Source organism: Bacillus sp. 179-C3.3 HS (assembly GCF_047229225.1).
Classification (GTDB): Bacteria; Bacillota; Bacilli; order Bacillales; family Bacillaceae; genus Bacillus.
In genome coordinates, this window is record NZ_JBFEFT010000001.1 from 104789 (window position 1) to 125499 (window position 20711).

24 protein-coding genes and 1 riboswitch are annotated in these 20711 nt (G+C 41.4%); of the genes, 17 read left to right on the top strand and 7 right to left on the bottom strand.

Translation table 11 applies throughout. From position 1 onward, the window contains the following. The first annotated feature begins 18 nt into the window (after positions 1 to 18). From AB1K80_RS00520 to AB1K80_RS00540, 5 genes are all read left to right on the top strand, one after another. Complete coding sequence (locus AB1K80_RS00520) at positions 19 to 324, top strand: PTS sugar transporter subunit IIB (protein ID WP_412854665.1); 306 nt, start codon at positions 19 to 21, stop codon at positions 322 to 324. 14 nt (positions 325 to 338) lie between these two features. Then, positions 339 to 1688, top strand: coding sequence for a PTS cellobiose transporter subunit IIC (gene celB, locus AB1K80_RS00525; protein WP_412854666.1), 1350 nt, complete (start codon positions 339 to 341; stop codon positions 1686 to 1688). Positions 1689 to 1714: 26 nt separating this feature from the next. Then, complete coding sequence (locus tag AB1K80_RS00530) at positions 1715 to 2041, top strand: PTS lactose/cellobiose transporter subunit IIA (RefSeq protein ID WP_412854667.1); 327 nt, start codon at positions 1715 to 1717, stop codon at positions 2039 to 2041. Continuing rightward, entirely contained in the window at positions 2038 to 3366 is a 1329-nt protein-coding gene (locus AB1K80_RS00535; protein ID WP_412854668.1) for a 6-phospho-beta-glucosidase, read from the top strand. Before AB1K80_RS00530 ends, AB1K80_RS00535 begins: the two co-directional genes overlap by 4 nt. A gap of 130 nt (positions 3367 to 3496) precedes the next feature. After that, positions 3497 to 3901 carry a hypothetical protein gene (locus tag AB1K80_RS00540; protein WP_412854669.1) on the top strand — a complete coding sequence of 135 codons (405 nt, stop codon included), beginning with the start codon at positions 3497 to 3499 and terminating at the stop codon, positions 3899 to 3901. A gap of 45 nt (positions 3902 to 3946) precedes the next feature. Here AB1K80_RS00540 and AB1K80_RS00545 read toward each other — a convergent pair whose 3' ends face one another. Next, positions 3947 to 5038 (bottom strand): branched-chain amino acid aminotransferase, encoded by a 1092-nt coding sequence (locus AB1K80_RS00545; protein WP_412854670.1) that lies wholly within the window; start codon positions 5036 to 5038, stop codon positions 3947 to 3949. 439 nt (positions 5039 to 5477) lie between these two features. Then, positions 5478 to 5587, top strand: a riboswitch (SAM riboswitch). Between the two features lie 168 nt (positions 5588 to 5755). Here AB1K80_RS00545 and AB1K80_RS00550 point away from each other — a divergent pair. The 4 genes from AB1K80_RS00550 to AB1K80_RS00565 all read left to right on the top strand — a co-directional run bounded on the left by AB1K80_RS00550 (position 5756) and on the right by AB1K80_RS00565 (position 10165). Then, entirely contained in the window at positions 5756 to 6874 is a 1119-nt protein-coding gene (locus AB1K80_RS00550) for a sugar ABC transporter substrate-binding protein (protein ID WP_412854671.1), read from the top strand. Positions 6875 to 6943: 69 nt separating this feature from the next. After that, the gene (locus AB1K80_RS00555) at positions 6944 to 8440 is read left to right on the top strand and encodes a sugar ABC transporter ATP-binding protein (protein ID WP_412854672.1); all 1497 of its coding nucleotides are present in this window, start codon (positions 6944 to 6946) and stop codon (positions 8438 to 8440) included. Further along, positions 8437 to 9447, top strand: coding sequence for an ABC transporter permease (locus AB1K80_RS00560; protein ID WP_412854673.1), 1011 nt, complete (start codon positions 8437 to 8439; stop codon positions 9445 to 9447). The genes AB1K80_RS00555 and AB1K80_RS00560 overlap by 4 nt, the downstream gene beginning before the upstream one ends. Positions 9448 to 9532: 85 nt before the next feature. Then, the gene (locus AB1K80_RS00565) at positions 9533 to 10165 is read left to right on the top strand and encodes a GTP pyrophosphokinase family protein (protein WP_412854674.1); all 633 of its coding nucleotides are present in this window, start codon (positions 9533 to 9535) and stop codon (positions 10163 to 10165) included. 57 nt (positions 10166 to 10222) lie between these two features. Here the strand turns inward: AB1K80_RS00565 and AB1K80_RS00570 are convergent, their stop codons facing one another. Both AB1K80_RS00570 and AB1K80_RS00575 read right to left on the bottom strand, forming a co-directional pair. Then, positions 10223 to 10375 carry a hypothetical protein gene (locus AB1K80_RS00570; protein WP_412854675.1) on the bottom strand — a complete coding sequence of 51 codons (153 nt, stop codon included), beginning with the start codon at positions 10373 to 10375 and terminating at the stop codon, positions 10223 to 10225. A gap of 20 nt (positions 10376 to 10395) precedes the next feature. Further along, positions 10396 to 11481, bottom strand: a complete 1086-nt coding sequence (locus AB1K80_RS00575; protein ID WP_412854676.1) for a tetratricopeptide repeat protein — start codon at positions 11479 to 11481, stop codon at positions 10396 to 10398. 548 nt (positions 11482 to 12029) lie between these two features. Here AB1K80_RS00575 and AB1K80_RS00580 point away from each other — a divergent pair. The 3 genes from AB1K80_RS00580 to AB1K80_RS00590 all read left to right on the top strand — a co-directional run bounded on the left by AB1K80_RS00580 (position 12030) and on the right by AB1K80_RS00590 (position 14234). Then, complete coding sequence (locus tag AB1K80_RS00580) at positions 12030 to 12794, top strand: transporter substrate-binding domain-containing protein (protein WP_412854677.1); 765 nt, start codon at positions 12030 to 12032, stop codon at positions 12792 to 12794. Positions 12795 to 12864: 70 nt separating this feature from the next. After that, a complete protein-coding gene (locus tag AB1K80_RS00585) occupies positions 12865 to 13509 on the top strand; it encodes an amino acid ABC transporter permease (RefSeq protein ID WP_412854678.1) in 645 nt (214 codons plus the stop codon). Continuing rightward, positions 13506 to 14234, top strand: a complete 729-nt coding sequence (locus AB1K80_RS00590; RefSeq protein WP_412854679.1) for an amino acid ABC transporter ATP-binding protein — start codon at positions 13506 to 13508, stop codon at positions 14232 to 14234. The genes AB1K80_RS00585 and AB1K80_RS00590 overlap by 4 nt, the downstream gene beginning before the upstream one ends. A 95-nt stretch (positions 14235 to 14329) precedes the next feature. On the opposite strand, the gene AB1K80_RS00595 is transcribed toward AB1K80_RS00590, so the two are convergent. Next, complete coding sequence (locus tag AB1K80_RS00595) at positions 14330 to 14713, bottom strand: VOC family protein (protein WP_412854680.1); 384 nt, start codon at positions 14711 to 14713, stop codon at positions 14330 to 14332. Between the two features lie 119 nt (positions 14714 to 14832). Here AB1K80_RS00595 and AB1K80_RS00600 point away from each other — a divergent pair, with 119 nt between their 5' ends. After that, positions 14833 to 16014, top strand: a complete 1182-nt coding sequence (locus AB1K80_RS00600; protein WP_412854681.1) for a class I SAM-dependent rRNA methyltransferase — start codon at positions 14833 to 14835, stop codon at positions 16012 to 16014. A 38-nt stretch (positions 16015 to 16052) separates the two neighbouring features. On the opposite strand, the gene AB1K80_RS00605 is transcribed toward AB1K80_RS00600, so the two are convergent. Together AB1K80_RS00605 and AB1K80_RS00610 are read right to left on the bottom strand one after the other, a co-directional pair. Beyond that, on the bottom strand, positions 16053 to 16733 hold the full coding sequence (locus AB1K80_RS00605) for a CidB/LrgB family autolysis modulator (RefSeq protein WP_412854682.1): 681 nt from the start codon (positions 16731 to 16733) through the stop codon (positions 16053 to 16055). Continuing rightward, positions 16727 to 17110, bottom strand: a complete 384-nt coding sequence (locus AB1K80_RS00610; RefSeq protein WP_412854683.1) for a CidA/LrgA family holin-like protein — start codon at positions 17108 to 17110, stop codon at positions 16727 to 16729. Before AB1K80_RS00610 ends, AB1K80_RS00605 begins: the two co-directional genes overlap by 7 nt. Before the next feature lie 162 nt (positions 17111 to 17272). Between AB1K80_RS00610 and cidR the strand changes: the two genes are divergently transcribed. The 4 genes from cidR to AB1K80_RS00630 all read left to right on the top strand — a co-directional run bounded on the left by cidR (position 17273) and on the right by AB1K80_RS00630 (position 20168). Continuing rightward, positions 17273 to 18160 carry a cidABC operon transcriptional activator CidR gene (gene cidR, locus AB1K80_RS00615; protein ID WP_412854684.1) on the top strand — a complete coding sequence of 296 codons (888 nt, stop codon included), beginning with the start codon at positions 17273 to 17275 and terminating at the stop codon, positions 18158 to 18160. Between the two features lie 17 nt (positions 18161 to 18177). Further along, the gene (gene thiM, locus AB1K80_RS00620; RefSeq protein ID WP_412854685.1) at positions 18178 to 19005 is read left to right on the top strand and encodes a hydroxyethylthiazole kinase; all 828 of its coding nucleotides are present in this window, start codon (positions 18178 to 18180) and stop codon (positions 19003 to 19005) included. Then, complete coding sequence (gene thiE, locus AB1K80_RS00625) at positions 18992 to 19669, top strand: thiamine phosphate synthase (protein WP_412854686.1); 678 nt, start codon at positions 18992 to 18994, stop codon at positions 19667 to 19669. Before thiM ends, thiE begins: the two co-directional genes overlap by 14 nt. Positions 19670 to 19793: 124 nt before the next feature. Further along, positions 19794 to 20168 (top strand): nuclear transport factor 2 family protein, encoded by a 375-nt coding sequence (locus AB1K80_RS00630; RefSeq protein WP_412854687.1) that lies wholly within the window; start codon positions 19794 to 19796, stop codon positions 20166 to 20168. Positions 20169 to 20193: 25 nt separating this feature from the next. Here AB1K80_RS00630 and AB1K80_RS00635 read toward each other — a convergent pair whose 3' ends face one another. Continuing rightward, positions 20194 to 20532: a DUF4288 domain-containing protein gene (locus AB1K80_RS00635; protein ID WP_412854688.1), complete on the bottom strand. Its 339-nt coding sequence runs from the start codon at positions 20530 to 20532 to the stop codon at positions 20194 to 20196. Positions 20533 to 20711 lie beyond the last annotated feature (179 nt).

The window sequence follows — 20711 nt, forward strand, 5'->3', positions numbered from 1 at the left end:
TAAAGGGGGCGGTTACACATGAATATCTTATTAGTATGTGCAGCAGGTATGTCGACAAGCTTACTTGTGACGAAAATGGAAAAAAGCGCACAAGAACAAGGGAAAGAATATCGCATTTGGGCAGTATCTGGAGATGCGGCAAAAAGTCACATTGATCAAGCAGATGTGTTGTTATTAGGCCCTCAGGTTCGATATTTGTTACCTCAAATGAAAAAACTCGGAGAAGAAAAAGGGATTCCGGTAGATGTCATTAATGCGGTGCACTATGGCGTATGTAATGGCGCCGAGGTTTTAAAATCTGCCGAACAGCTAGTGAACGGATAAAGGGGGCGGAAGGGATGAATGGATTCAACCGATTTCTAGAAGAGAAGGTGATGCCGTTTGCAGGGAAAATTGCCGCTCAACGACATTTACAAGCACTGCGTGACGGTATCGTTCTCACCATGCCTCTCATTATTGTCGGTTCGCTATTTCTCATATTAGCCAACCTTCCAATCCCGGGATACAGTGAATTTATGGCAAGTGTCTTTGGAGCGGAATGGGCGACAAAACTGTCCTATCCAGTTAGTGCCACCTTTGACATTATGGCACTTGTTGCCACCTTTGGAATCGCCTATCGGCTTGCAGAAAAATATGCTGTCGATGCACTATCATCTGGTGCCATAGCGGTTGCGGCATTCCTATTGGCAACACCTTATCAAGTGCCATTCACACCGGATGGATCAACAGAAGAAATCATAGTAAATGGTGGGATTCCAGTCAGTTTAATGGGTAGTAAAGGGCTGTTTGTGGCCATGATTATTGCCATCCTATCAACAGAAATATATCGTTTCATTGTGCAACGGAATATCGTGATTAAAATGCCTGATGGTGTACCGCCAGCAGTCAGTAAATCGTTTATCGCACTTATTCCAGGTTTTGTGGTCGTCACGTTGGTTTGGGTCACTAGACTTGTCATTGAGATGACACCTTTTGAGAGTATTCATAATATCATCACAGTTTTAATTGGCACACCGCTTTCCGTTCTCGGGGGCAGCCTGGGCGGAAGTATCGTAGCGGTGAGTGTTCAGATGCTCCTTTGGTCTTGTGGTATTCATGGAGCGACGATTGTCGGTGGCGTCATGGGCCCGATTTGGCTAGGTGCGATGGATGAGAACCGTCTCGCGTATCAAGCTGGAGAAGTGTTACCGAATATTTTCACCGCACAGTTCTTTGATATTTTCATCAACATTGGCGGTAGTGGTGCAACACTTGCTTTAGTCATTACGATGTTTATACGTGCCAGAAGTAAACAAATGAAACAACTCGGTAGACTTGCCATTGGCCCAGCCATTTTTAACATCAACGAACCGATTATTTTCGGAATGCCGATTGTGATGAACCCAATGCTTTTAATCCCATTTATCCTGACGCCTATCATGTTAATTATCACCACTTATATTGGCATGAGTACAGGACTTGTGGCAAAACCGGCAGGAATCGCTGTTCCATGGACAATGCCGCCAATCATTTCAGGCTATCTGGCAACAGGCGGAAAAATATCTGGCGCTGTCATGCAGCTCATTAACATGGTACTGTCATTTGCACTATACTATCCATTCTTTAGAATGTGGGATAAGCAAAAAGTGAAGGAAGAAAACGAACTACAAACAAAAGCATCAACTGAAGATCATACTGTCAGTATGTAATAGAGGGTACAAGGAGGATGCGGCCGATGGAAATGGAACAGATTGTGTTTCAACTCATCTTGCATGGTGGAAATGGCAGAAGTTCAGCAATGGAGGCCATCACATGTGCAAAAAAAGGCCACTTTGATGAGGCGAAGCAGAAATTGCAGGAAGCACAAGACGCGTTAAATGAGGCGCATCACGCACAAACAGAGTTGATCCAAGGAGAAATCAGAGGAGAAAAGACGGACATTAGCCTCTTAATGATTCACGCCCAAGATCACCTCATGAACGCAATGACAGTCAAAGAACTAGCAACAGAAATCATTGAACTACATGAAAAGATGAAGCAATTCGGAGGTGTCAATTCATGAAAGAGGGAATCAAAATTGTCACGATTGGCGGTGGCTCAAGCTATACGCCGGAACTAGTTGAAGGATTTATTAAGCGATATCATGAATTGCCTTTGAAAGAATTATGGCTTGTCGATATTGAAGCGGGGCAAGAAAAATTAAACATTGTCGGTGCTCTAGCAAAGCGCATGATTGAAAAAGCGGGTCTTCCAATTGAAGTTCACCTGACACTTGATCGACGTGCCGCTTTAAAGGATGCAGACTTTGTGACCACACAATTTCGGGTTGGGTTGCTCGAAGCACGAGCAAAAGATGAGAGAATTCCACTTAAATACGGTGTCATTGGTCAGGAAACGAATGGACCAGGCGGGTTATTGAAAGGATTGCGAACCATTCCTGTTATTTTAGATATCGTGAAGGATATGGAAGAGCTTTGTCCGGATGCATGGCTTGTGAATTTTACAAATCCAGCAGGTATGGTGACAGAAGCCGTTTTACGCTACACAAAGCTGAAGAAAGTAGTCGGGCTTTGTAACGTCCCAATTGGCATCAAAATGGGGATTGCAAAGGCACTTGATGTAGATGTTGAACGGATTGAAGTACAGTTCGCTGGTCTGAATCACATGGTGTATGGATTAGATGTGTATTTAGATGGGGTGAGTATTTTAGATCAAGTGCTAGATGAATTAGGAAACCCAAATAGCCAGTGGTCTATGCAAAACATTGAAGCGAAAAGCTGGGAGCCTTCATTTGTCAAAGGATTAGGCGTCATTCCTTGTCCATATCACCGCTACTATTATAAAACGAAAGATATGTTGGAAGAAGAACAAAAGGCGGCGCAAGAGAAAGGCACAAGAGCAGAGGTCGTCCAGCAAGTCGAACAAGAATTATTTGAACTCTATAAAGATCCAGATTTATCGATCAAACCACCACAGCTTGAAAAAAGAGGTGGGGCTTATTACAGTGATGCGGCATGTAATTTAATTAGCTCGATCTATAACGATAAACATGACATCCAACCAGTAAATACGATGAACAGAGGGGCAATTGCCAGCATTCCGGCTGATTCAGCAGTTGAAGTGAACTGTATCATCACAAAAGATGGACCGAAGCCGATTGCGATAGGAGACTTACCTGTTGCGGTAACGGGACTTGTTCAACAAATCAAATCATTCGAACGTGTAGCAGCGGAAGCAGCTGTAACAGGGGATTATCACACAGCGCTTGTCGCCATGACGATCAATCCACTCGTCCCATCTGATGAGGTGGCAAAGGAAATTCTAGATGAAATGCTAGAAGCGCATCGTGAGTATTTACCCCAATTTTTCAAACAAGTGAATGCATAAAATGGAATGGCCCCTTGATGGGGTCATTTTTTATGTTTTCACCATATGCATACTTGGAATAAAGGAGTATTATAGGAAGGATTCACCCGTAAAACAGTATGTACTGCTGAAAAGAAAGAGGTGCAGAAATATGATATTATTCGGCTTAATGATTTATGGTTTTTATTTTCACCCTATTTTTAGTTTTGGCACGTTGGTGCTGTTTCTGTATGGTATCATCGCTTCGTTTATTGGTCTTAGACGGAATCAATCATATAGATGGATCTATATATTTCGCTTGTTGGTTTGTTTTACAATCCCGGTGACCAACTTGTTGATGTATTTGACGACAATTGGAGGAGGACCAGGAATTACGAACCTCCAGATGAATCCACTTCCATTCATTTATATTGTGATCTTTATACTTGAAATCATCACTATCTTTTTACCGGAAGTCTTTTTGTTGATTGAAAAAAAGCGTCATATCAAATGGAAAGGGTGGATATATGCAGGGCTCATTGTGTGTGTATCGATCTTGTTTTGGTGGACGATTTGATGAAAAGGAAAAAGAACCCTTCACGATGAAGGGTTCTTTGTTATGTTATGCCTGCTTCACGACAGAATCGACTTCCACTGTCCAACCAAAGATGTCGGGCTGTGTCCCTTTTTGGATGCCAGTAATGGCTTCGTACAATTTCTTCGATATGTCACCCGTTTGCCCATCTTGAATGACGTATTGTTGGTCGTGATAAATTAACTCCCCAACAGGAGAAATGACGGCTGCCGTCCCTGTTCCAAACACTTCCTCCAGTTCACCTGTTTTGTGTGCCTCAATGAGTTCATCAATTGAGATTTTACGTTCTCTCACTGGAATGTCCCAATGCTTTAACAGTTCGATCACAGAGTTCCGTGTAATGCCTTCTAGAATACTTCCGTTCAATTTCGGCGTGACGACCTCACCATTGATTTTAAAGAAGATGTTCATACTGCCTACTTCTTCAATGTACTTTTTCTCAACCCCATCAAGCCAAAGAACTTGTGAAAATCCTTTTGCTTCAGCCACTTGCTGTGCTTTTAGGCTTGATGCATAGTTGCCAGCTGTTTTAGCATTACCTGTTCCGCCTTTTACGGCACGAACAAATTCATTTTCAACGGCGATTTTAACAGGGTGAATGCCTTCCTTATAGTAGGAGCCCACCGGAGACAAGATGATGATGAGTTTATACGTGTTTGACGGTGCAACCCCTAAATAAGGTTCAGTGGAAATGATAAACGGACGAATATAAAGAGAAGTTCCTTCTGCATCAGGTACCCAATCCTTATCAATGCGAATGAGTTCATTTAACCCCTCTAACACAGTTTCTGAATCAATTTGAGGGATACACAGGCGATCATTGGATCTGTTTAGGCGTTCCATGTTTTTTTCTGGACGGAATAATAGAATTTTTTGATCGTCAGAAACATACGCTTTTAAGCCTTCAAACACAGATTGACCATAGTGGTAAACCATAGAAGCTGGATCCATCGGAATCGCTTGATAGGGAATAACCCTTGGATCGTACCAGCCTTTATCAGTTGAATAATCCATCACAAACATGTGGTCTGTGAAGATTTTCCCGAATTCAAGCTGATCAGATTGAGGTTTTGGTTTTTTTGTTGAACTGAGTTCTACACGGATGGGTTGTTTTGGCATTGTAAATCTCCTTGCTATTGATTATTTGAAAATTCTAATAATACGAAATAATTATGATTCTATTCTATACCTTCACGAAATATTAGCAATAGGTTTTCTGGAATTCTCATGAGAAAATTCAGGTAAAGCGCTTTCCTTCTCTCTACTGTAAGTTACCTGTGCCACCACCTTCTTAAAAAAGAAATAAAATCCAGATTCGTTATTAACTGATTAATCAGATAATTAAAAAGCGGGCTGTGTTTCTGTCAGATTTTTTTTCAACTATACACCTTTTGACTACTACATGGCAATGGGCAACGTCGCATGAATCCTGTCAAGCTAGCATCTCCTACTTATCAGATTGAGTGAGTCATTTTAAAAATATTCAAAAAAGTGATTGACAACGATGTGACATCGCATTAAAGTAAAGGGAACATTTAACGCAAAATTTCATACGAATCTCTTATCAAGAGAGGCAGAGGGACTGGCCCTATGACGCCCAGCAACCGTTTCTACTTTAGAAATTGGTGCTAATTCCTGCAAAGCGATCAAAGCTTTGACAGATAAGAGAGGAAGACGATCCGATACATATCTTATGCAACGGTCATCCAGCCTCTCTTTAAAAAGAGAGGCTTTTTTGTCTCTATTTTGAATCAATCCATGGGTTGACGGGTGAGGTCTAACACTTTTACCTAGTTTTCCTATGGGGAAAATAAACAACTTTGAGGAGGAACAGCAATGAAGCGTAACAATTTGACATCATTTCTTGTGATATTGACGGTACTAACCATTGTATTAACTGGTTGTGGAGCGGGATCAAGCTCAGGATCAAAAGCGAAAACGAACGAAAATGTTTCCTTTGACAATGTACCAGAGCGATTTGCAAAAGGGCAGGGGGCAAAGATTAAAGTCATCCGCAAAATTGGTGGAGATGACCACACAGCGCAATTTTTAGCTGGTGCAAAAGCAGAAGGTGAGGCACTAGGCTTTACGGTTGATGTGTATACAGCCAATGGAGATACAGCGAAGTTCCATGATGCGATTTCCCAGGCACTAGAAGAAGACTATGATGGCATCATTATTTCCCATGGAGATGATGAGGCGACAGTCGCTGATGTGAAGAAGATTACAGCGAAGGGAATTCCAGTTGTGGCATTTGATTCAAACCCTAAGCTGAAGGATATCAAAGGCGTCACAGTCACCTCTCAAGATGATGAACAATTAGCCAAGAAGTCATTGGACACACTCGTCGCTGATTTTAATGGGAAAGCGAACATTGCCTATCTGTGGGTAGATGGATTTCCGCCAATGGTCAGACGAAACAAGGTATACCAAGAAACCCTTGAGAAGCATCCAGGGATAAAAGAGATTGACCGTTTTGGTATTGCATCTTCTGATACATCCGTGCAAACGCAAAATGCTGTCGCGGCAATGCTCAATAAATATCCGAAGGGCAAGCTTGATGCAATCTTCGCGACATGGGATGCATTTGCGATCGGTGCGGCAAGAGCTTTAAAAGAAGCAGGAAGAACAGAAGTCAAGATCTATGGAATTGATGTCTCAAATGCGGATCTTCAGGAAATGACGACGAAAGACAGCCCTTGGAAGTATACAGCAGCAGTAGATCCAAAGCTAATTGGGGAGGTTGACGTTCGAATCCTTGCGAAAAAAATAGCTGGAGAGGAAACACCTTCTTCCTATGACCTTGAGGCCTCACTTATCTCACAAAAGCAGCTCCAACAGGCAGGGAAAGCCATCAATATGGTGAACCTTGCGGAAGAAGTGAAGGGATTTGGTTCATCTTCTGCCTTTGAAGAGGACTGGATGAAAACCTTAAAGAACCATTATGCAAAATAATCAACATGCACTCTCTTTCATTAGAGAGTGTTTCATTTTTCAGATGACGATCATTGGAGGAGAACACCTATGACATCGCCACTTGTTCACATGAAACAGATTTCGATTGAATTTCCAGGGGTCAAGGCATTAGATCAAGTTGATTTTACGTTGAAAAAAGGGACGGTACATGCGCTGATCGGAGCAAATGGCGCTGGGAAGTCGACTTTAATGAAAGTATTATCAGGGGCCTATTCACATGCACAAGGGACCATTCATATCAATGGGCAATTGGCATCTATTCACACACCAAAGGATGCGGCCACATACGGTGTGCAGACTGTCCATCAAGAAGTCGACACAGCTCTTGTGCCCTATTTAAGTGTTGGTGAGAATATGATGATGCATGAAATTGAGCGGCAGCCGTTTGTTCGCTGGAAGGAGCTTCATCGTCAGGCGGCTCAAACGCTGAAGGAGATGGAGATCAACCTCTCCACAAAGCGGCTTGTCAGTGAATTAACGCTTGCAGAAAAGCAGATGGTGCTCATTGCGAAGGCAGTCTCCGCTCAATGTAGCATTTTAATATTAGATGAACCAACTGCACCGCTCAGCCATGCAGAAACTAGTCAATTATTCTCTCTGATTGAACAGCTGAAACAAAATGGAACGGGCATCGTCTTTATTTCCCACCGCATGCCAGAAATTTTCTCCATCTGTGATGAATTGACCGTCATGCGAAACGGATCGAGCGTGGCGACACATCTTGTCAAAGAAACGGACCCGAAACAGGTTATTGAAGAGATGTTAGGAGCCCCGTTAGATGAGCAATTCCCAACCCGTACGTTTTCGAATGATTTCCCTGTTGTGCTGGACGTGAAAGATTTAACAGATCCTGATAAACTGGATCACATTCATTTTCATGTGAAGAAGGGAGAAATTCTAGGCATCGCAGGCCTTGTTGGAGCAGGGAAAACAGAATTATGCAAAGCTCTTTTTGGCGCTTCTGAAAAAAGCACGGGCACTGTGCAGATTCACGGGAAAACAGTGAGAATCAACTCACCTCATCAAGCAGTAAGAGCAGGACTAGCCTTAGTGCCTGAGGAACGGAGAAAAGAAGGCATTTTGACAGAGGAAACAGTAGGGTGGAACTTAACGACAGCAAGCCTATCCGTCTTCACACGGATATTCAGCTTTATCCATCGACTGAAGGAAAAGCAAACCGCCGAAGAAATGGTCGAGCGACTTGGCGTAAAAACACCTTCTCTTGAAACGAAGGTGAAGTATCTATCTGGTGGAAATCAGCAAAAGGTTGTCATAGGCAAATGGCTGTTAGCTGAAGCCGATGTGTATATTTTTGATGAACCGACGAAGGGCGTGGACGTTGGAGCGAAAAAGGACATCTTTTCTCTGATTGCTGAACTTGCTGATCGTGGAAAATCAATCATTTATGCTTCAAGTGAACTGTCAGAAATTGCGGGCATAGCAGACCGTGTCTATGTGCTTTATGATGGCAGCATTGCCCGGGAAATGAAGCGGCCAATGACGGAAGAAGAACTTTTATATCATTCAACAGGAGGACAATCATGAGTGAACGACACATTTCACCTGTTCAACAAAGGAAAAAACAGCAGTCATCATTTCAACTGTTTGATTTCTTTTATCAATATGGCACGATTTTAACGATTGTTGTCTTAATTGTCGTCTTTTCGGCTGCGAATCCAGCCTTTTTACAATCTGGAAACCTCATCAATATTTTACGGTCAATCTCGATCGTAACCATTATTGCAGTGGGAATAACGATCTCATTGTCCGTGAATGGTTTTGATTTATCTGTAGGCTCCGTTGCCACGTTATCTAATGCGATTGTTATTTCCATGTTTGTATGGTTTTCGCAGAACCCACTCCTTGCCATTCTATCTGCACTTGCAGCTTCAATGATTGTCGGTCTGTTGAATGCATGGATGATTGTTAAAATGAAGATCCCAGATATGCTCATGACGTTAGCTATGATGTTTATCATACAAGGGCTGGCTCAAACGTATACAAAAGGAGCGACCATTTCAGAAAATATGGTCATGCCGGATGGCACCTTCTCCACTGGGACGATTCCAGCCTTTTTTAGTCACATCGGTCAGGTGCCCTATATCATTCTCATTATGGCGGCGATTGTGCTATTCGCGCATATCTTTATGACTTATACAAAGCATGGGCGATTTATGTACATCATTGGCGGGAATAAGGAAGCTGCTCGATTGTCTGGTATTCATGTCAACAAGTACAAATTCGTCGCATATCTCTTATCGGCTTTATTTGCAGCAATTGGGGGCATTGTGCTGGCTTCGAGAGTCATGACAGCAGAAATTAATGCAGGAACCCCCTACTTAATGGACGGAGTAGCTGCTGCCTTCATCGGTTTTTCAGTCATGGGCGCAGGCAAGCCAAATGCATTTGGTACATTTATAGGAGCTGTCCTCATCGGTATTTTACAAAATGGTTTGGTCATGATGTCTGTCCCTTATTACGCAATGGACATCGTAAAAGGATCTGTCCTTGCGTTGGCGTTGGCACTGACCTATTACAAACAGCGTAGCTAAATTTAAAACCAAACGAGTCGTTTCTCCGTCTAGTCATTGGACATCGGTGTAAAAGCCGCTTGCCAAAAGGAGATGACAAATAGAAATGAATCTGTCAGTAACCCATGTAGAAGATTTGAAAAATGTCATGGAAGATTGGAAAAATGAACTATTAGTCTATAAATTTGCGCTAGATGAGATGGACACAAAGTTTTCTATCATTAGCCAGGAGTACAACTTGATCCATGGACACAATCCAATAGAGCATACAAAATCACGTATCAAATCCTTTGAAAGCATTGCGAGTAAATTAGCTAGAAAAGGATGCGATATCACGACACAATGTGCCAAGGAGTATATTCATGATATCGCAGGTGTCCGTATCATTTGCTCCTTTATTCAAGATATTTATAATATTATCGATGTGTTGAGACAAAGAGAGGATTTGACCATCCTTGAGGTGAAAGATTATATCCAACATCCTAAACCGAATGGTTACCGTAGCCTTCATTTAATTGTTGAGATTCCCGTCTACTTAACCAATCGTGTAGAGTATGTGAAAGTCGAGATTCAAGTGCGGACGATCGCGATGGATTTCTGGGCAAGTCTTGAACATAAGATTTATTATAAAATGCAAAATGATATCCCTCATCAACTAACTGATGAGCTCAAAGAAGCGGCGGATATCGCCAATTACTTAGATGAAAAAATGCAAAATATTAAACGGGAAATCGATTGATCAAAAAAAGAGTAGCTGCTATGCAAACAGCTACTCCTTTTTATTCGTAGAAGCACATTAAGGATTGGTTCCACGATCTCCCTTTTGAATAATGGTTCCATCATTGTGTGAATGGGCAGATTGTTGATCAATTTGAGTGGAATGATCAACGAAAACCCCTGTCATAATAAGTATGAAAGCCGCCGTACTAGTTACGAGCCATTTCTTCATCCTTCAACAACTCCTCATCTTCAACTTTGTTTGAATGATAAAGCCTTATTCTGAAAATAAGTTGATTCTTCATGATGTCCGTTTTCTGTTAAGTACTCCGCGATGTCCTCACAAATAGCTTCAAGGTCTACGAGAAAGTTCATTGATTCTAATTGATCACAATAAGAAATGATTTGTTCCATCATATTGTTTGGCTGTAGCATGAGCAGTTCTAGAATGGATAATTTCAGCGAAATGTTGCGTTGTTTTAAATGATCTGCTTTTTGAAGTGAAAGCTGAACGTAATAGTGGAACAAACTAGTGTTTTTCAGTTTAAACAACGCTTTTGTATAGGCGTACATGGCAAGTAAATAGCCGCTTGGAGAAGAAGTTTCAAATGTTTCTAACAATAATGCTTTCTTTAGAAGCGGTGCAGCGTCGCTGTATTCTTTTTTCAGACTTTTAATAAAGGCGGCATTGCAGTATGCGTGACCGAGTAAGTCGAGATCTTCCATCTGTTCTAAGGAATGAATCACCTGTTGTAACAAAGCTTCTGCCTTGTCATATTTAGCTTGATCTGCATAATTCAATCCAAGCATCATTTGGCAGCTGATTGATTTTTTCACATAACATGGGTCTGCGTCATAAATTGATGAAGCCTTCTTTAAGTGGTGGATGGAGAGTAGAGTGGATCTAATATTGTAGTATAAGCACCCAGTTTTATAGTGAAATTCTGCTTTTTCAATGTCATCGTGCACGAGATCTAGGTTATTCTCTGCCAATTTTAAATGGTGAAAGGCTGTGTCATGATTGCCCCTACGCATTTCGTACATACCTTTAAAGAAATCGAAATAGTAGCTTAGCATATCATCGGTTCGAATCGCATCTTCATCGACAAAGAGACTGTGGTCTAACGAGGAAGTATCTTCGATCAGGTCTTTGAAGCGATACTCTAGTAATTGGTAGTAAAGCAATACGTCTTGATCCTCTTCCATTCGATCAAATGCCCGAAGGATGTCTTCTTTTAGTTGAATGGCGTCGTTTATTTCTCTTTTCTTCATCATGACATACCAGTCATTTAGCATATTCGCTACTTCGAAAGATGATAAAACACCTGTTTTTTCCAATTGTTATCCTCCTTTCTTCATAATTTAAATTGGATACCCACAATTTGTGAGTCTCATTCAATTGTCAATTCGCCTTTGAGGGATGGGAGGAAGTATATCATCAGTATCTTCTATTTTAAGCTGTCGACATCACATTGTAAAACATGTTTTTTCATGTAATTTCAACCAATAATGAAAAATAAAGGACCTAAAAACCGATTTTGTATACGCTTACAAAAAAATTCCGGTCGAAAAAGGCGCATTGGAAAATATATCACGATATCAATTAGGGAAATGACGATGTGTATGAATCACAGGAGGAATCTGCATTTCTGTAGGATTACCAACATTTTTTTGTAAGATTATATGACAAAAAAATTGTGATCCTCTCTCTTTTCAGAATAAAATGAGTTATTCGCAAAAAATAAAATTTTAAAAGACTATTGATCTAGAATTGTATAGATCTTTGGTATTGATAAATTTTTTTTACACACCGTAGATTTTGCATGGTATAGTAATATTGTTGTTGCGAATATTTAGACAAAACTGACAATAGGGGGTCGTGTTTTATGAAGAAATCGATGTTACTGATTATGGGACTTGTTGTTGTGCTCGTCATGGCAGCCTGTGGATCAAAATCAGAAAGTGGTTCAGGAGAAGGCAAGGACACATATAAAATTGGGATAGATACAACATATCCGCCATTTGAATATGAAAAAGATGGCAAGTATGAAGGGATAGATGTTGATTTAATCAACGCCATTGCGAAGGATCAAAACTTCAAGATTAAGCTTGAAGCAATGGACTTTTCGGGGATTATTCCAGCGATGCAAGCAGGTCAGCTTGATGTTGGGATGGGCGGTATGAGTATTACGGATGAGCGTAAAGAAAAAGTAGACTTCTCAGATCCATATTTCGAAGCTGGTTTAACGGTTGTCGTGAAAAAAGACAGCAGCATTAAATCAATTAATGATTTAAAGGGGAAAAAGCTAGCAGTCAAAAATGGTACAACAGGCGCGAAGTTCGCATCAGATAACGCAGATAAATATGGGTACGAAGTGATTCAATTTAATGACAGTCCATCAATGTTCCAAGAAGTGTCTAATGGAAACGCAGATGCATTGATTGAAGATTATCCTGTCATTACGTATGCCATTGCACAGCAAGATTTGAAGTTGAAAACAGTCGGGGACCGCTTGAATGGGGACGAATACGGGATCTCAGTGATGAAAGGTAAAAACCAAGACATCCTAGAAAAGATCAATAAAGGTCTTGAGAACCTGAAGAAAAGCGGAGAATACGACAAAATCATTGATAAATATTTGAAATCATAAAGCAAGTGAGGCGCGCACTATGCGCGCTTTCTTTATATGTCACCTGTATGTGAATGAGGGAGGGAGAAACATGGATACGATTATCAACGCATTTCCGTACTTAATGGATGGTTTGCAAACCACTTTATATATCTTCGCTGTTGCCATCATTTTAGGTTTTATCATCGGTTTAATTGTGGCACTATTTCGTCTGTCGCCATTTAGAATATTAAGGTTTATTTCACTCGTCTTTGTCAATGCAATTCGAGGCACGCCGTTTATCGTACAGCTATTCTTCATTTATTTTGGTTTAAATACACTTGAATTCATCTCACTCGATCGAGTGCCCGCAGGGATTATTACAGTCGCGATTAATGCAGGTGCTTATTTCTCAGAGATTATTCGTGCGGGAATTCAATCTATTGATAAAGGTCAATCAGAAGCTGCGCGTTCTCTTGGGTTTACAGGAAGCCAAAACATGCGCTTTATTGTTCTCCCACAGGCATTCCGCCGCATGCTACCAGCGATTACAAACCAAGCCATTATCAGCTTGAAAGACACGTCGCTCTTATCCATCATTGGCATCGCCGACATTATGCAAAGAGGGCAGGTTCAGGCATCGGCTACATTTGATCCTCTGAATGTCTGGCTCATTGTCGGTATCATTTATTTCGTGATCATTTATTTACTTTCTCTACTGGCAAGCTACGCAGAAAGGAGATTTGATGTCAAATGAGTATGATTACGGTGAAAAATTTAAAGAAATCCTTTGGCAATAACGAAGTGTTAAAGGATATTAATGCAGTCATCGAAGAAAAAGAAGTCGTTTGTGTTATTGGTCCGTCTGGGTCAGGGAAAAGTACATTTTTACGATGTCTCAATAAATTAGAAGATATTACAGCTGGAGAAGTCGTTGTTCACGGACATACGATTACAGATCCTAAAGTGAATATCAATAAAGTGCGCCAAGAAGTAGGAATGGTGTTTCAGCACTTTAATTTATTTCCACATAAAACGGTATTGGAAAATATCACAATTGCCCCTATTAAGGTGAAGGGTATCGAAAAGAAAGTAGCGGTCGAGAAAGCGTTAGACTTGCTTGAAAAAGTGGGCTTAAAAGATAAAGCAAAAAGTTATCCTAACCAATTATCTGGAGGACAAAAACAGCGTGTCGCGATTGCTCGAGCGTTAGCGATGGACCCGAAAGTGCTATTGTTCGATGAACCGACATCCGCACTTGATCCTGAAGTGGTCGGAGACGTATTAGCTGTCATGAAGCAATTAGCAGTTGAAGGAATGACGATGGTGGTTGTGACACATGAAATGGGCTTTGCGAGAGAAGTAGGAGATCGAGTGATCTTTATGGATGGTGGATATATTGTCGAAGAGAACAAACCAGAGGCTCTCTTCGGAAATCCACAGCAAGAACGGACAAAATCATTCCTTAGCAAAGTATTATAAAAAAAGAGTGAGAGCAGATATACATGCTCTTACTCTTTTTCTTTTGTGATGACTGGAAGGTCGCACTTCAATGGTAAAGCATTTCCTAGGAAATATTAACGTTGGAAGAACTCAATCCATTCTTGATCTGGCCCTCTGAAAAAGAAATAGCAATAGCCATTTGGCAAAGTTGTGATCTCTTCATCAATTAGCTCGATTTGCAGCTTTTGAATGCGGTTAAATTCAGCATGAATATGATCTGTTGTGAAAGCGAGATGATGAACCTTACCTTCAGATGGTAGGTCGTTGCTGTAGCCTTGTATTAACTCAATTTCTGTTTCGTCTTCATCCTTAAAGCCGAGGAATGCAAGCTCGATGACGCCGTTTGTGTGGGTGATCCGATCCTTTAATTTCATGCCGATCACCTTTTCATAAAAATCAATGGATTGATCAATATCGGTTACCATAATCCCTGTATGGTCTAAGCGCAATGTCGTCAAAAGAATAGCCTCCCTCTATGTCCTGTTTATATTTTTCTCCTCATCTTATCATAATAGAAGTAACGTATACATTCATATGGTAGGATAGAGAGAGTCAATTTAGAAGAAGGATGACACAAATGAAAAAAATCTCATTAAAGCAAACATTTGCAGAACAAGTAAAAAAGGGATACCCTCTGATCTCAAAAGATGCTGTCCTGCGTGTGAACGGTGTAAAGGAAGGCGACCTCATTGAGTGGGTGGATGAAAGAGGTTCTTTTTTAGGTAAAGGGTATTATGGTGTGCAGAATAAAGGGATTGGTTGGGTGCTTTCATTTGATGCGAATGAAAAGATAGACCAGGCCTTTTTTGTCTCGAAGTTAGAACAAGCAGCCAAAAGTAGGACGCATTTATTTCGTGATGTGCAGACGACTGCTTTCAGGGTGTTCAATGGAGAGGGCGATGGTATCGGCGGAATCACCATTGATTATTACGATGGGTTTTATCTTCTCCAATGGTACAGCGAAGGAATTTATACATTGAAATCAGATCTGTTGAGTGCGCTTGAACAAGTCTATCCAGATTACAAAGGCATTTATGAAAAGAAACGGTTTGATACATCTGGCCAATATATTGAGGACGATGATTTTGTCAAAGGAGAGAAGGGCGAATTTCCTCTGATCGTAAAAGAAAACGGAATGAATGTGGCGGTTTACTTAAATGATGGTGCCATGACAGGGATTTTCCTTGATCAGCGCCATGTGCGAAAGGCCATTCGTGATCGATATGCGAAAGGAAAGACGGTTCTCAATACGTTTTCATATACAGGCGCCTTCTCGGTTGCGGCTGCGCTTGGTGAAGCGAGTCGTACGACAAGTGTGGATGTGGCGAACCGAAGTTTGAAAAAAACATCCGAGCAGTTTGAGGTAAACGGAATTGATGTAGCTGGACATGACATCAAGGTGATGGATGTCTTTAAATATTTCCCGTTTGCAGCGAAAAAGGGATGGACGTATGATGTAGTCATTTTAGACCCGCCCTCCTTTGCACGAACGAAAAAACATACTTTTAGTGCAGCGAAGGATTATAAGAAGCTGTTAAAAGAAGCGATTCAGATTACAGCTGAGAATGGCGTCATTGTTGCATCGACCAATAGCAGTGCATTCGGAATGAAAAAGTTTAAAGGGTTTATTGATCAGGCCTTTAAAGAATCTGGGAAAACGTATCGGATTCTTGAAGAATACACACTTCCTGAGGATTTCCGTACGACCAAACATTATCCTGAAGGGAATTATTTAAAGGTTGTCTTCATCCAAGCATAATAAAAAAGCCATTTTCCGAAAAAGGGAAATGGCTTTTTCTATAAGGCGAGCGATATGAGAAGGGGGGCGACACATAGTGTAATAATGGCAGAGATAATCATGGATACACTTGAGATCGTGCCTGAGATAGAGCTTAACTCAAAGGCTTTCGATGTCCCTACTCCATGTGCACCTGTACCAAGCAACACGCCTTTTGCAATGTCATTATCAATGCGGAAATAACGGATGATCAAGGGGCCGATGATAGAGCCGAATAGTGCCGTCAAAATGACGAATACAGCCGTCACGGACGGTACACCGCCGATCATTTCTGATACGCTCATCGCAATAGGGGTTGTCACCGATCTTGGTACTAGACTTTCAATAAGACCTGTGTCCAAATGGAACAACTTGGCGATAAATGCTGTTGACAGGATGGCGATCACAGACCCTGAGGCCACGTTTAAAATAATTTCAACGGCATGCTTCTTCAAAATGTGAAAATACTTATATAAAGGAATGGCGAAAGCGACAGTCGCTGGCTGAAGCATATTCGTAAGCCACTTCCCGCCTTGGTTATAAGCGTCGTAAGGAATATCTACGAATAACAATAGAACCACGAGGACGAGAGGGGTCACAAGTAAAGGTGAGACATACACTTTTGGATGCCGTTTGTAAATCGCTTTAGATCCAAGGTATAAAAGGACAGTGATGATGAGAAAAAGTCCACCAACTAACATTGCTTCTTTCGCTCCTTTCTTGTGGCAATCATTTGCGTCATCACGCCAGTAGAGAGCATGACAACAAATGTACTAAGCAAGACGACGAGGACAATACTAGTGCCAGATTGTGAGAGTAAGGCTCCATAATCAATCACTCCAACAGCTGATGGAATGAAGAAAAGCAGTAGCTCCCCAAGCAGCCATACAGCACCAAGCTCAATCCATTTTAATTTAATGATGTTAAAATGAAGTAATAAGAAAATGACGAGAATGCCTAAGATCGTACCTGGAATTCTTAAATGCAAAAAGGCCGCCAGCGCATTCATCCATTTCGCAAAAACGAATAGAGCCATAATCTGAAGGGTCGCAATCAACGGCGTTTTGAGCAATTGCATTTTCTATTCACTCCTTTATATTAAAAATGTTCACTGTTTCACAAAAGCGCAACAATTCTTCAATTGATGAGCTTACTTAAAGTGTACAGCACGTTGTATTATAGGTAAAATACATATATCGAATAGTTATTATTCCTTTTATCTATAGGAAGGGGGAACCGTGTGGACATTAGACATTTAACCTATTTCTTAGAAGTTGCAAGGTGGAAGAGCTTTACAAAAGCATCGCAAGCCCTTTACGTGTCACAGCCGACAATCTCTAAAATGGTTAAAAACCTTGAGGAAGAGCTAGGTGTGCAATTGTTTTACCGAAATGGACGGCAGATTGAAATGACAGACGCTGGTCAAACGATGTATACGCAGGCGAGTGAGATCACACAATCATTTCAGAATTTGACAAATGAATTAAATGATTTAATGAATGTGAAGAAAGGGCATATCCGGATTGGACTGCCACCGATGATTGGCTCTAGTTTCTTCCCAAATGTCATGGGGGAATTCCGGCAACAGTATCCAGACGTGACGTTTCAATTGGTCGAACATGGCTCGATTAAAGTGGAGGAAGGTGTGGAGGACGGTTCGTTAGATATTGGTGTCATTGTGCTGCCTGCAAATGATAAAATCTTTCATACACACACCATTATAAAAGAGAACATGAAGCTTGTAACGCACCCATCACATCCGATGGCAGAAAGTGAAGAAGTACATTTAGCCGATTTAAAGGAAGAGTCCTTTATTTTCTTTAGAGAAGATTTTGTTCTTCATAGCCGAATATTGAATGAATGCATGAATGCCGGATTTCGGCCTAATGTCATTTATGAAACCTCGCAATGGGATTTCATTAGTGAAATGGTGGCTGAGAATCTTGGGATCGGGCTTCTTCCTGAGCGTATTTGTCGTGACCTTGATCCTGAAAAGGTGAGGGTCATCTCATTACGTCCGGCGATCCCGTGGCATTTAGGGGTGATTTGGCGAAAGGATCGTTACTTGTCATTTGCGGCAAGAGAATGGTTGAAGCATACAAAATCCTATGCTTGGGATGCAGAGTAAAAGGGAGGATGAGATAGATGAAATTAAGCTACGCATCGGGTCTATTGGAGAAGGTTCGATCCCAAAATCCATTGATTCACCATATAACCAATCAAGTCGTGATGAATTTTACAGCCAATGGATTGCTTGCTTTAGGTGCGTCACCTGTCATGGCGAGTGCCAAAGAAGAAGTCGCTGAAATGGCCCAATTGGCAGATGCGCTTGTTTTAAATATTGGTACATTATCGAAAGACAGTGTTGAGGCGATGAGCATCGCTGGACAAGCCGCTAATCAAAAAGGGGTACCTGTTTTATTAGATCCTGTTGGTGTCGGTGCGACAACGTTTCGGACGAGTGCCGCAAAGCGGCTTTTACAACAAGTACAGGTGTCTATTGTCAGAGGAAATGCTGCTGAAATCGCTCATTTGGTTGAAGTAGACGGATGGGAGCTAAAGGGGGTAGATGCAAAAGAGACAGCGAATGGTGACGTATCTTCATTAGCCAAGCGAGCGGCGATAGCACTGCGGACGATCGTAGTCATTACCGGAAAAGTGGATGTCGTTTCAGATGGACAGGTGGTCATTTCTATTCATAATGGACATGAGATGTTGACGAAGGTGACAGGAGCCGGATGCTTACTCACATCGGTGATTGGTGCATTTTGTGCAACAAGTGAATCGCCACTTGAAGCGTCGGCATCTGCTCTCCTGTTTTATGGTGTTGCTGCAGAAAGAGCAGCCCTGCAATCAAAAGAGCGTGGACCAGGCACATTCCAAATGGAGCTGTTAAACGAATTATCAAACACAAGTGTCCATGATGTGATGACGTTAGGGAAAATAGGGGGAGATCTAGATGGCAAGAGTTGATCAACAACAATTGAAGCAGCAGTTATCGGTCTATTTTATTATGGGGACAACTAATACAAGCAGGCAGCCGCTTGAAGTCATCAAAGATGCCATTGAAGGTGGGATGACGATGTTCCAATTTCGTGAAAAGGGTGAAGGTGCATTGCAAGGTGAGGCGAAGAAACAATTGGCCAGACAAATCCAAGTCCTTTGCCGAGAAGCGCACATCCCTTTTATCGTAAATGATGATGTCCAGCTTGCCATAGACATTGATGCAGACGGTGTTCACGTTGGTCAAGAGGATGCAACGGCACAAGATGTGAGAAGAAAAATTGGAGATAAAATATTGGGCATCTCAACTCATAATCTAAATGAGGTCGAACAGGCCATAAAGGATGGGGCAGATTATGTGGGCATGGGGCCAGTCTATCCAACAGAAACGAAAAAGGATACACGCAGTGTTCAAGGCGTCTCATTCATCACTGAAGTGAGGCAAAATGGGCTTGATATCCCGATTGTTGGGATTGGAGGCATCACATATGAAAATGCTGCACACGTCATACGAGCGGGCGCAGATGGCATTAGTCTGATTAGCGCCATTAGCCAAAGCATTCATCCTGAAAAGGTCACACAAGAACTCAAATCTCTTATCGTATCAGAAAAAGTCGCTCTCTCAGCCGATTGAAGCATGGATTCACTTATCCATGCTTTTTTTTATTTGGGTGAAAATAGACAGGTGCGTCAAGATTGTGTACAATTCAAATGTTCGATCGTTTTCGAAATGACAGGAAGATAAAGGGAGATGGGCCATGGAAGTGCTAGATACATATTTTCGTCGATATGATGAGGCAGGAAAAAGTCAGGAGCAAATGGCAGATTTATTGGATTTGTTTTCGGATGATCTCCTGATCGTTCTAAATGGTGAGCAAAAGCCTGGGATCGATGCGTTCACACAATTTTTAAACACATTCTTTCATGTACATGAAGACATTAAGCATATGTGGGATGGATGGGTGCAAAGAGAAGATGGAAAGTATGAAACAAACTGGGCCGTGTGTGGAAAGCTGACAGATGGTCGTGTGTATACAGCAGAAGGAGTAGATATTGCCGAGCTTGACGACAAAGGGAAGATCGTTTATTTAGAAAATATCCCGAAAAACCCAGAACTATTCAAGCGATATTAAGAAGCCGCTCTATCAACGGCTTCTTTTATTTGTCCAAAGAATATGCTTTGATCGCTTCTTCCGCCGATATGTCTTTGTCAAATAAGAGATAGCGGCTATATACTTCAATGAAGTGTATTGATTGATCTTCGATACGATCTACTAGCTCAAAGATGTCTAATATCGCGACTAGTTTAGTAGTGGTTTGCCCATGATTGGCATTTTCAAAGGTGTCATCGGGGAAGCTGTCTTTTACAATGTGTTTCACTTTACGGCGGTTTTTAGCCCTGACCAAAATGATTCGTTCTTCAAATATTTTATCGTCGCTGTCGTTGGGTGATGAAATAGACTCAAATAACAATTTTGCTGAATAAATGTGATGCATATGTAACTCCTTATCTTCTGTATCAGACTACCTTTACATAATATGGTATGATGCTTTGTGATAGAGTGCAAATAAAATCTGTTTCACAAGGGACGGAGATGCGAAATATCACTGATAACAGAGGAGAAGATCATGAAATTTTACTGATCATGTTAACCTGTTGTTCACTTATCACGTTT

Excerpts from the sequence above, each read along its gene's own strand:
- AB1K80_RS00520 (WP_412854665.1), top strand. The coding sequence starts at position 19 with ATGAATATCTTATTAGTATGTGCAGCAGGTATGTCGACAAGCTTACTT.
- celB (WP_412854666.1), top strand. The coding sequence starts at position 339 with ATGAATGGATTCAACCGATTTCTAGAAGAGAAGGTGATGCCGTTTGCA.
- AB1K80_RS00530 (WP_412854667.1), top strand. The coding sequence starts at position 1,715 with ATGGAAATGGAACAGATTGTGTTTCAACTCATCTTGCATGGTGGAAAT.
- AB1K80_RS00535 (WP_412854668.1), top strand. The coding sequence starts at position 2,038 with ATGAAAGAGGGAATCAAAATTGTCACGATTGGCGGTGGCTCAAGCTAT.
- AB1K80_RS00540 (WP_412854669.1), top strand. The coding sequence starts at position 3,497 with ATGATATTATTCGGCTTAATGATTTATGGTTTTTATTTTCACCCTATT.
- AB1K80_RS00545 (WP_412854670.1), bottom strand. The coding sequence starts at position 5,038 with ATGCCAAAACAACCCATCCGTGTAGAACTCAGTTCAACAAAAAAACCA.
- AB1K80_RS00550 (WP_412854671.1), top strand. The coding sequence starts at position 5,756 with ATGAAGCGTAACAATTTGACATCATTTCTTGTGATATTGACGGTACTA.
- AB1K80_RS00555 (WP_412854672.1), top strand. The coding sequence starts at position 6,944 with ATGACATCGCCACTTGTTCACATGAAACAGATTTCGATTGAATTTCCA.
- AB1K80_RS00560 (WP_412854673.1), top strand. The coding sequence starts at position 8,437 with ATGAGTGAACGACACATTTCACCTGTTCAACAAAGGAAAAAACAGCAG.
- AB1K80_RS00565 (WP_412854674.1), top strand. The coding sequence starts at position 9,533 with ATGAATCTGTCAGTAACCCATGTAGAAGATTTGAAAAATGTCATGGAA.
- AB1K80_RS00570 (WP_412854675.1), bottom strand. The coding sequence starts at position 10,375 with ATGAAGAAATGGCTCGTAACTAGTACGGCGGCTTTCATACTTATTATG.
- AB1K80_RS00580 (WP_412854677.1), top strand. The coding sequence starts at position 12,030 with ATGAAGAAATCGATGTTACTGATTATGGGACTTGTTGTTGTGCTCGTC.
- AB1K80_RS00585 (WP_412854678.1), top strand. The coding sequence starts at position 12,865 with ATGGATACGATTATCAACGCATTTCCGTACTTAATGGATGGTTTGCAA.
- AB1K80_RS00590 (WP_412854679.1), top strand. The coding sequence starts at position 13,506 with ATGAGTATGATTACGGTGAAAAATTTAAAGAAATCCTTTGGCAATAAC.
- AB1K80_RS00600 (WP_412854681.1), top strand. The coding sequence starts at position 14,833 with ATGAAAAAAATCTCATTAAAGCAAACATTTGCAGAACAAGTAAAAAAG.
- AB1K80_RS00605 (WP_412854682.1), bottom strand. The coding sequence starts at position 16,733 with ATGTTAGTTGGTGGACTTTTTCTCATCATCACTGTCCTTTTATACCTT.
- AB1K80_RS00610 (WP_412854683.1), bottom strand. The coding sequence starts at position 17,110 with ATGCAATTGCTCAAAACGCCGTTGATTGCGACCCTTCAGATTATGGCT.
- thiM (WP_412854685.1), top strand. The coding sequence starts at position 18,178 with ATGAAATTAAGCTACGCATCGGGTCTATTGGAGAAGGTTCGATCCCAA.
- thiE (WP_412854686.1), top strand. The coding sequence starts at position 18,992 with ATGGCAAGAGTTGATCAACAACAATTGAAGCAGCAGTTATCGGTCTAT.
- AB1K80_RS00630 (WP_412854687.1), top strand. The coding sequence starts at position 19,794 with ATGGAAGTGCTAGATACATATTTTCGTCGATATGATGAGGCAGGAAAA.
- AB1K80_RS00635 (WP_412854688.1), bottom strand. The coding sequence starts at position 20,532 with ATGCATCACATTTATTCAGCAAAATTGTTATTTGAGTCTATTTCATCA.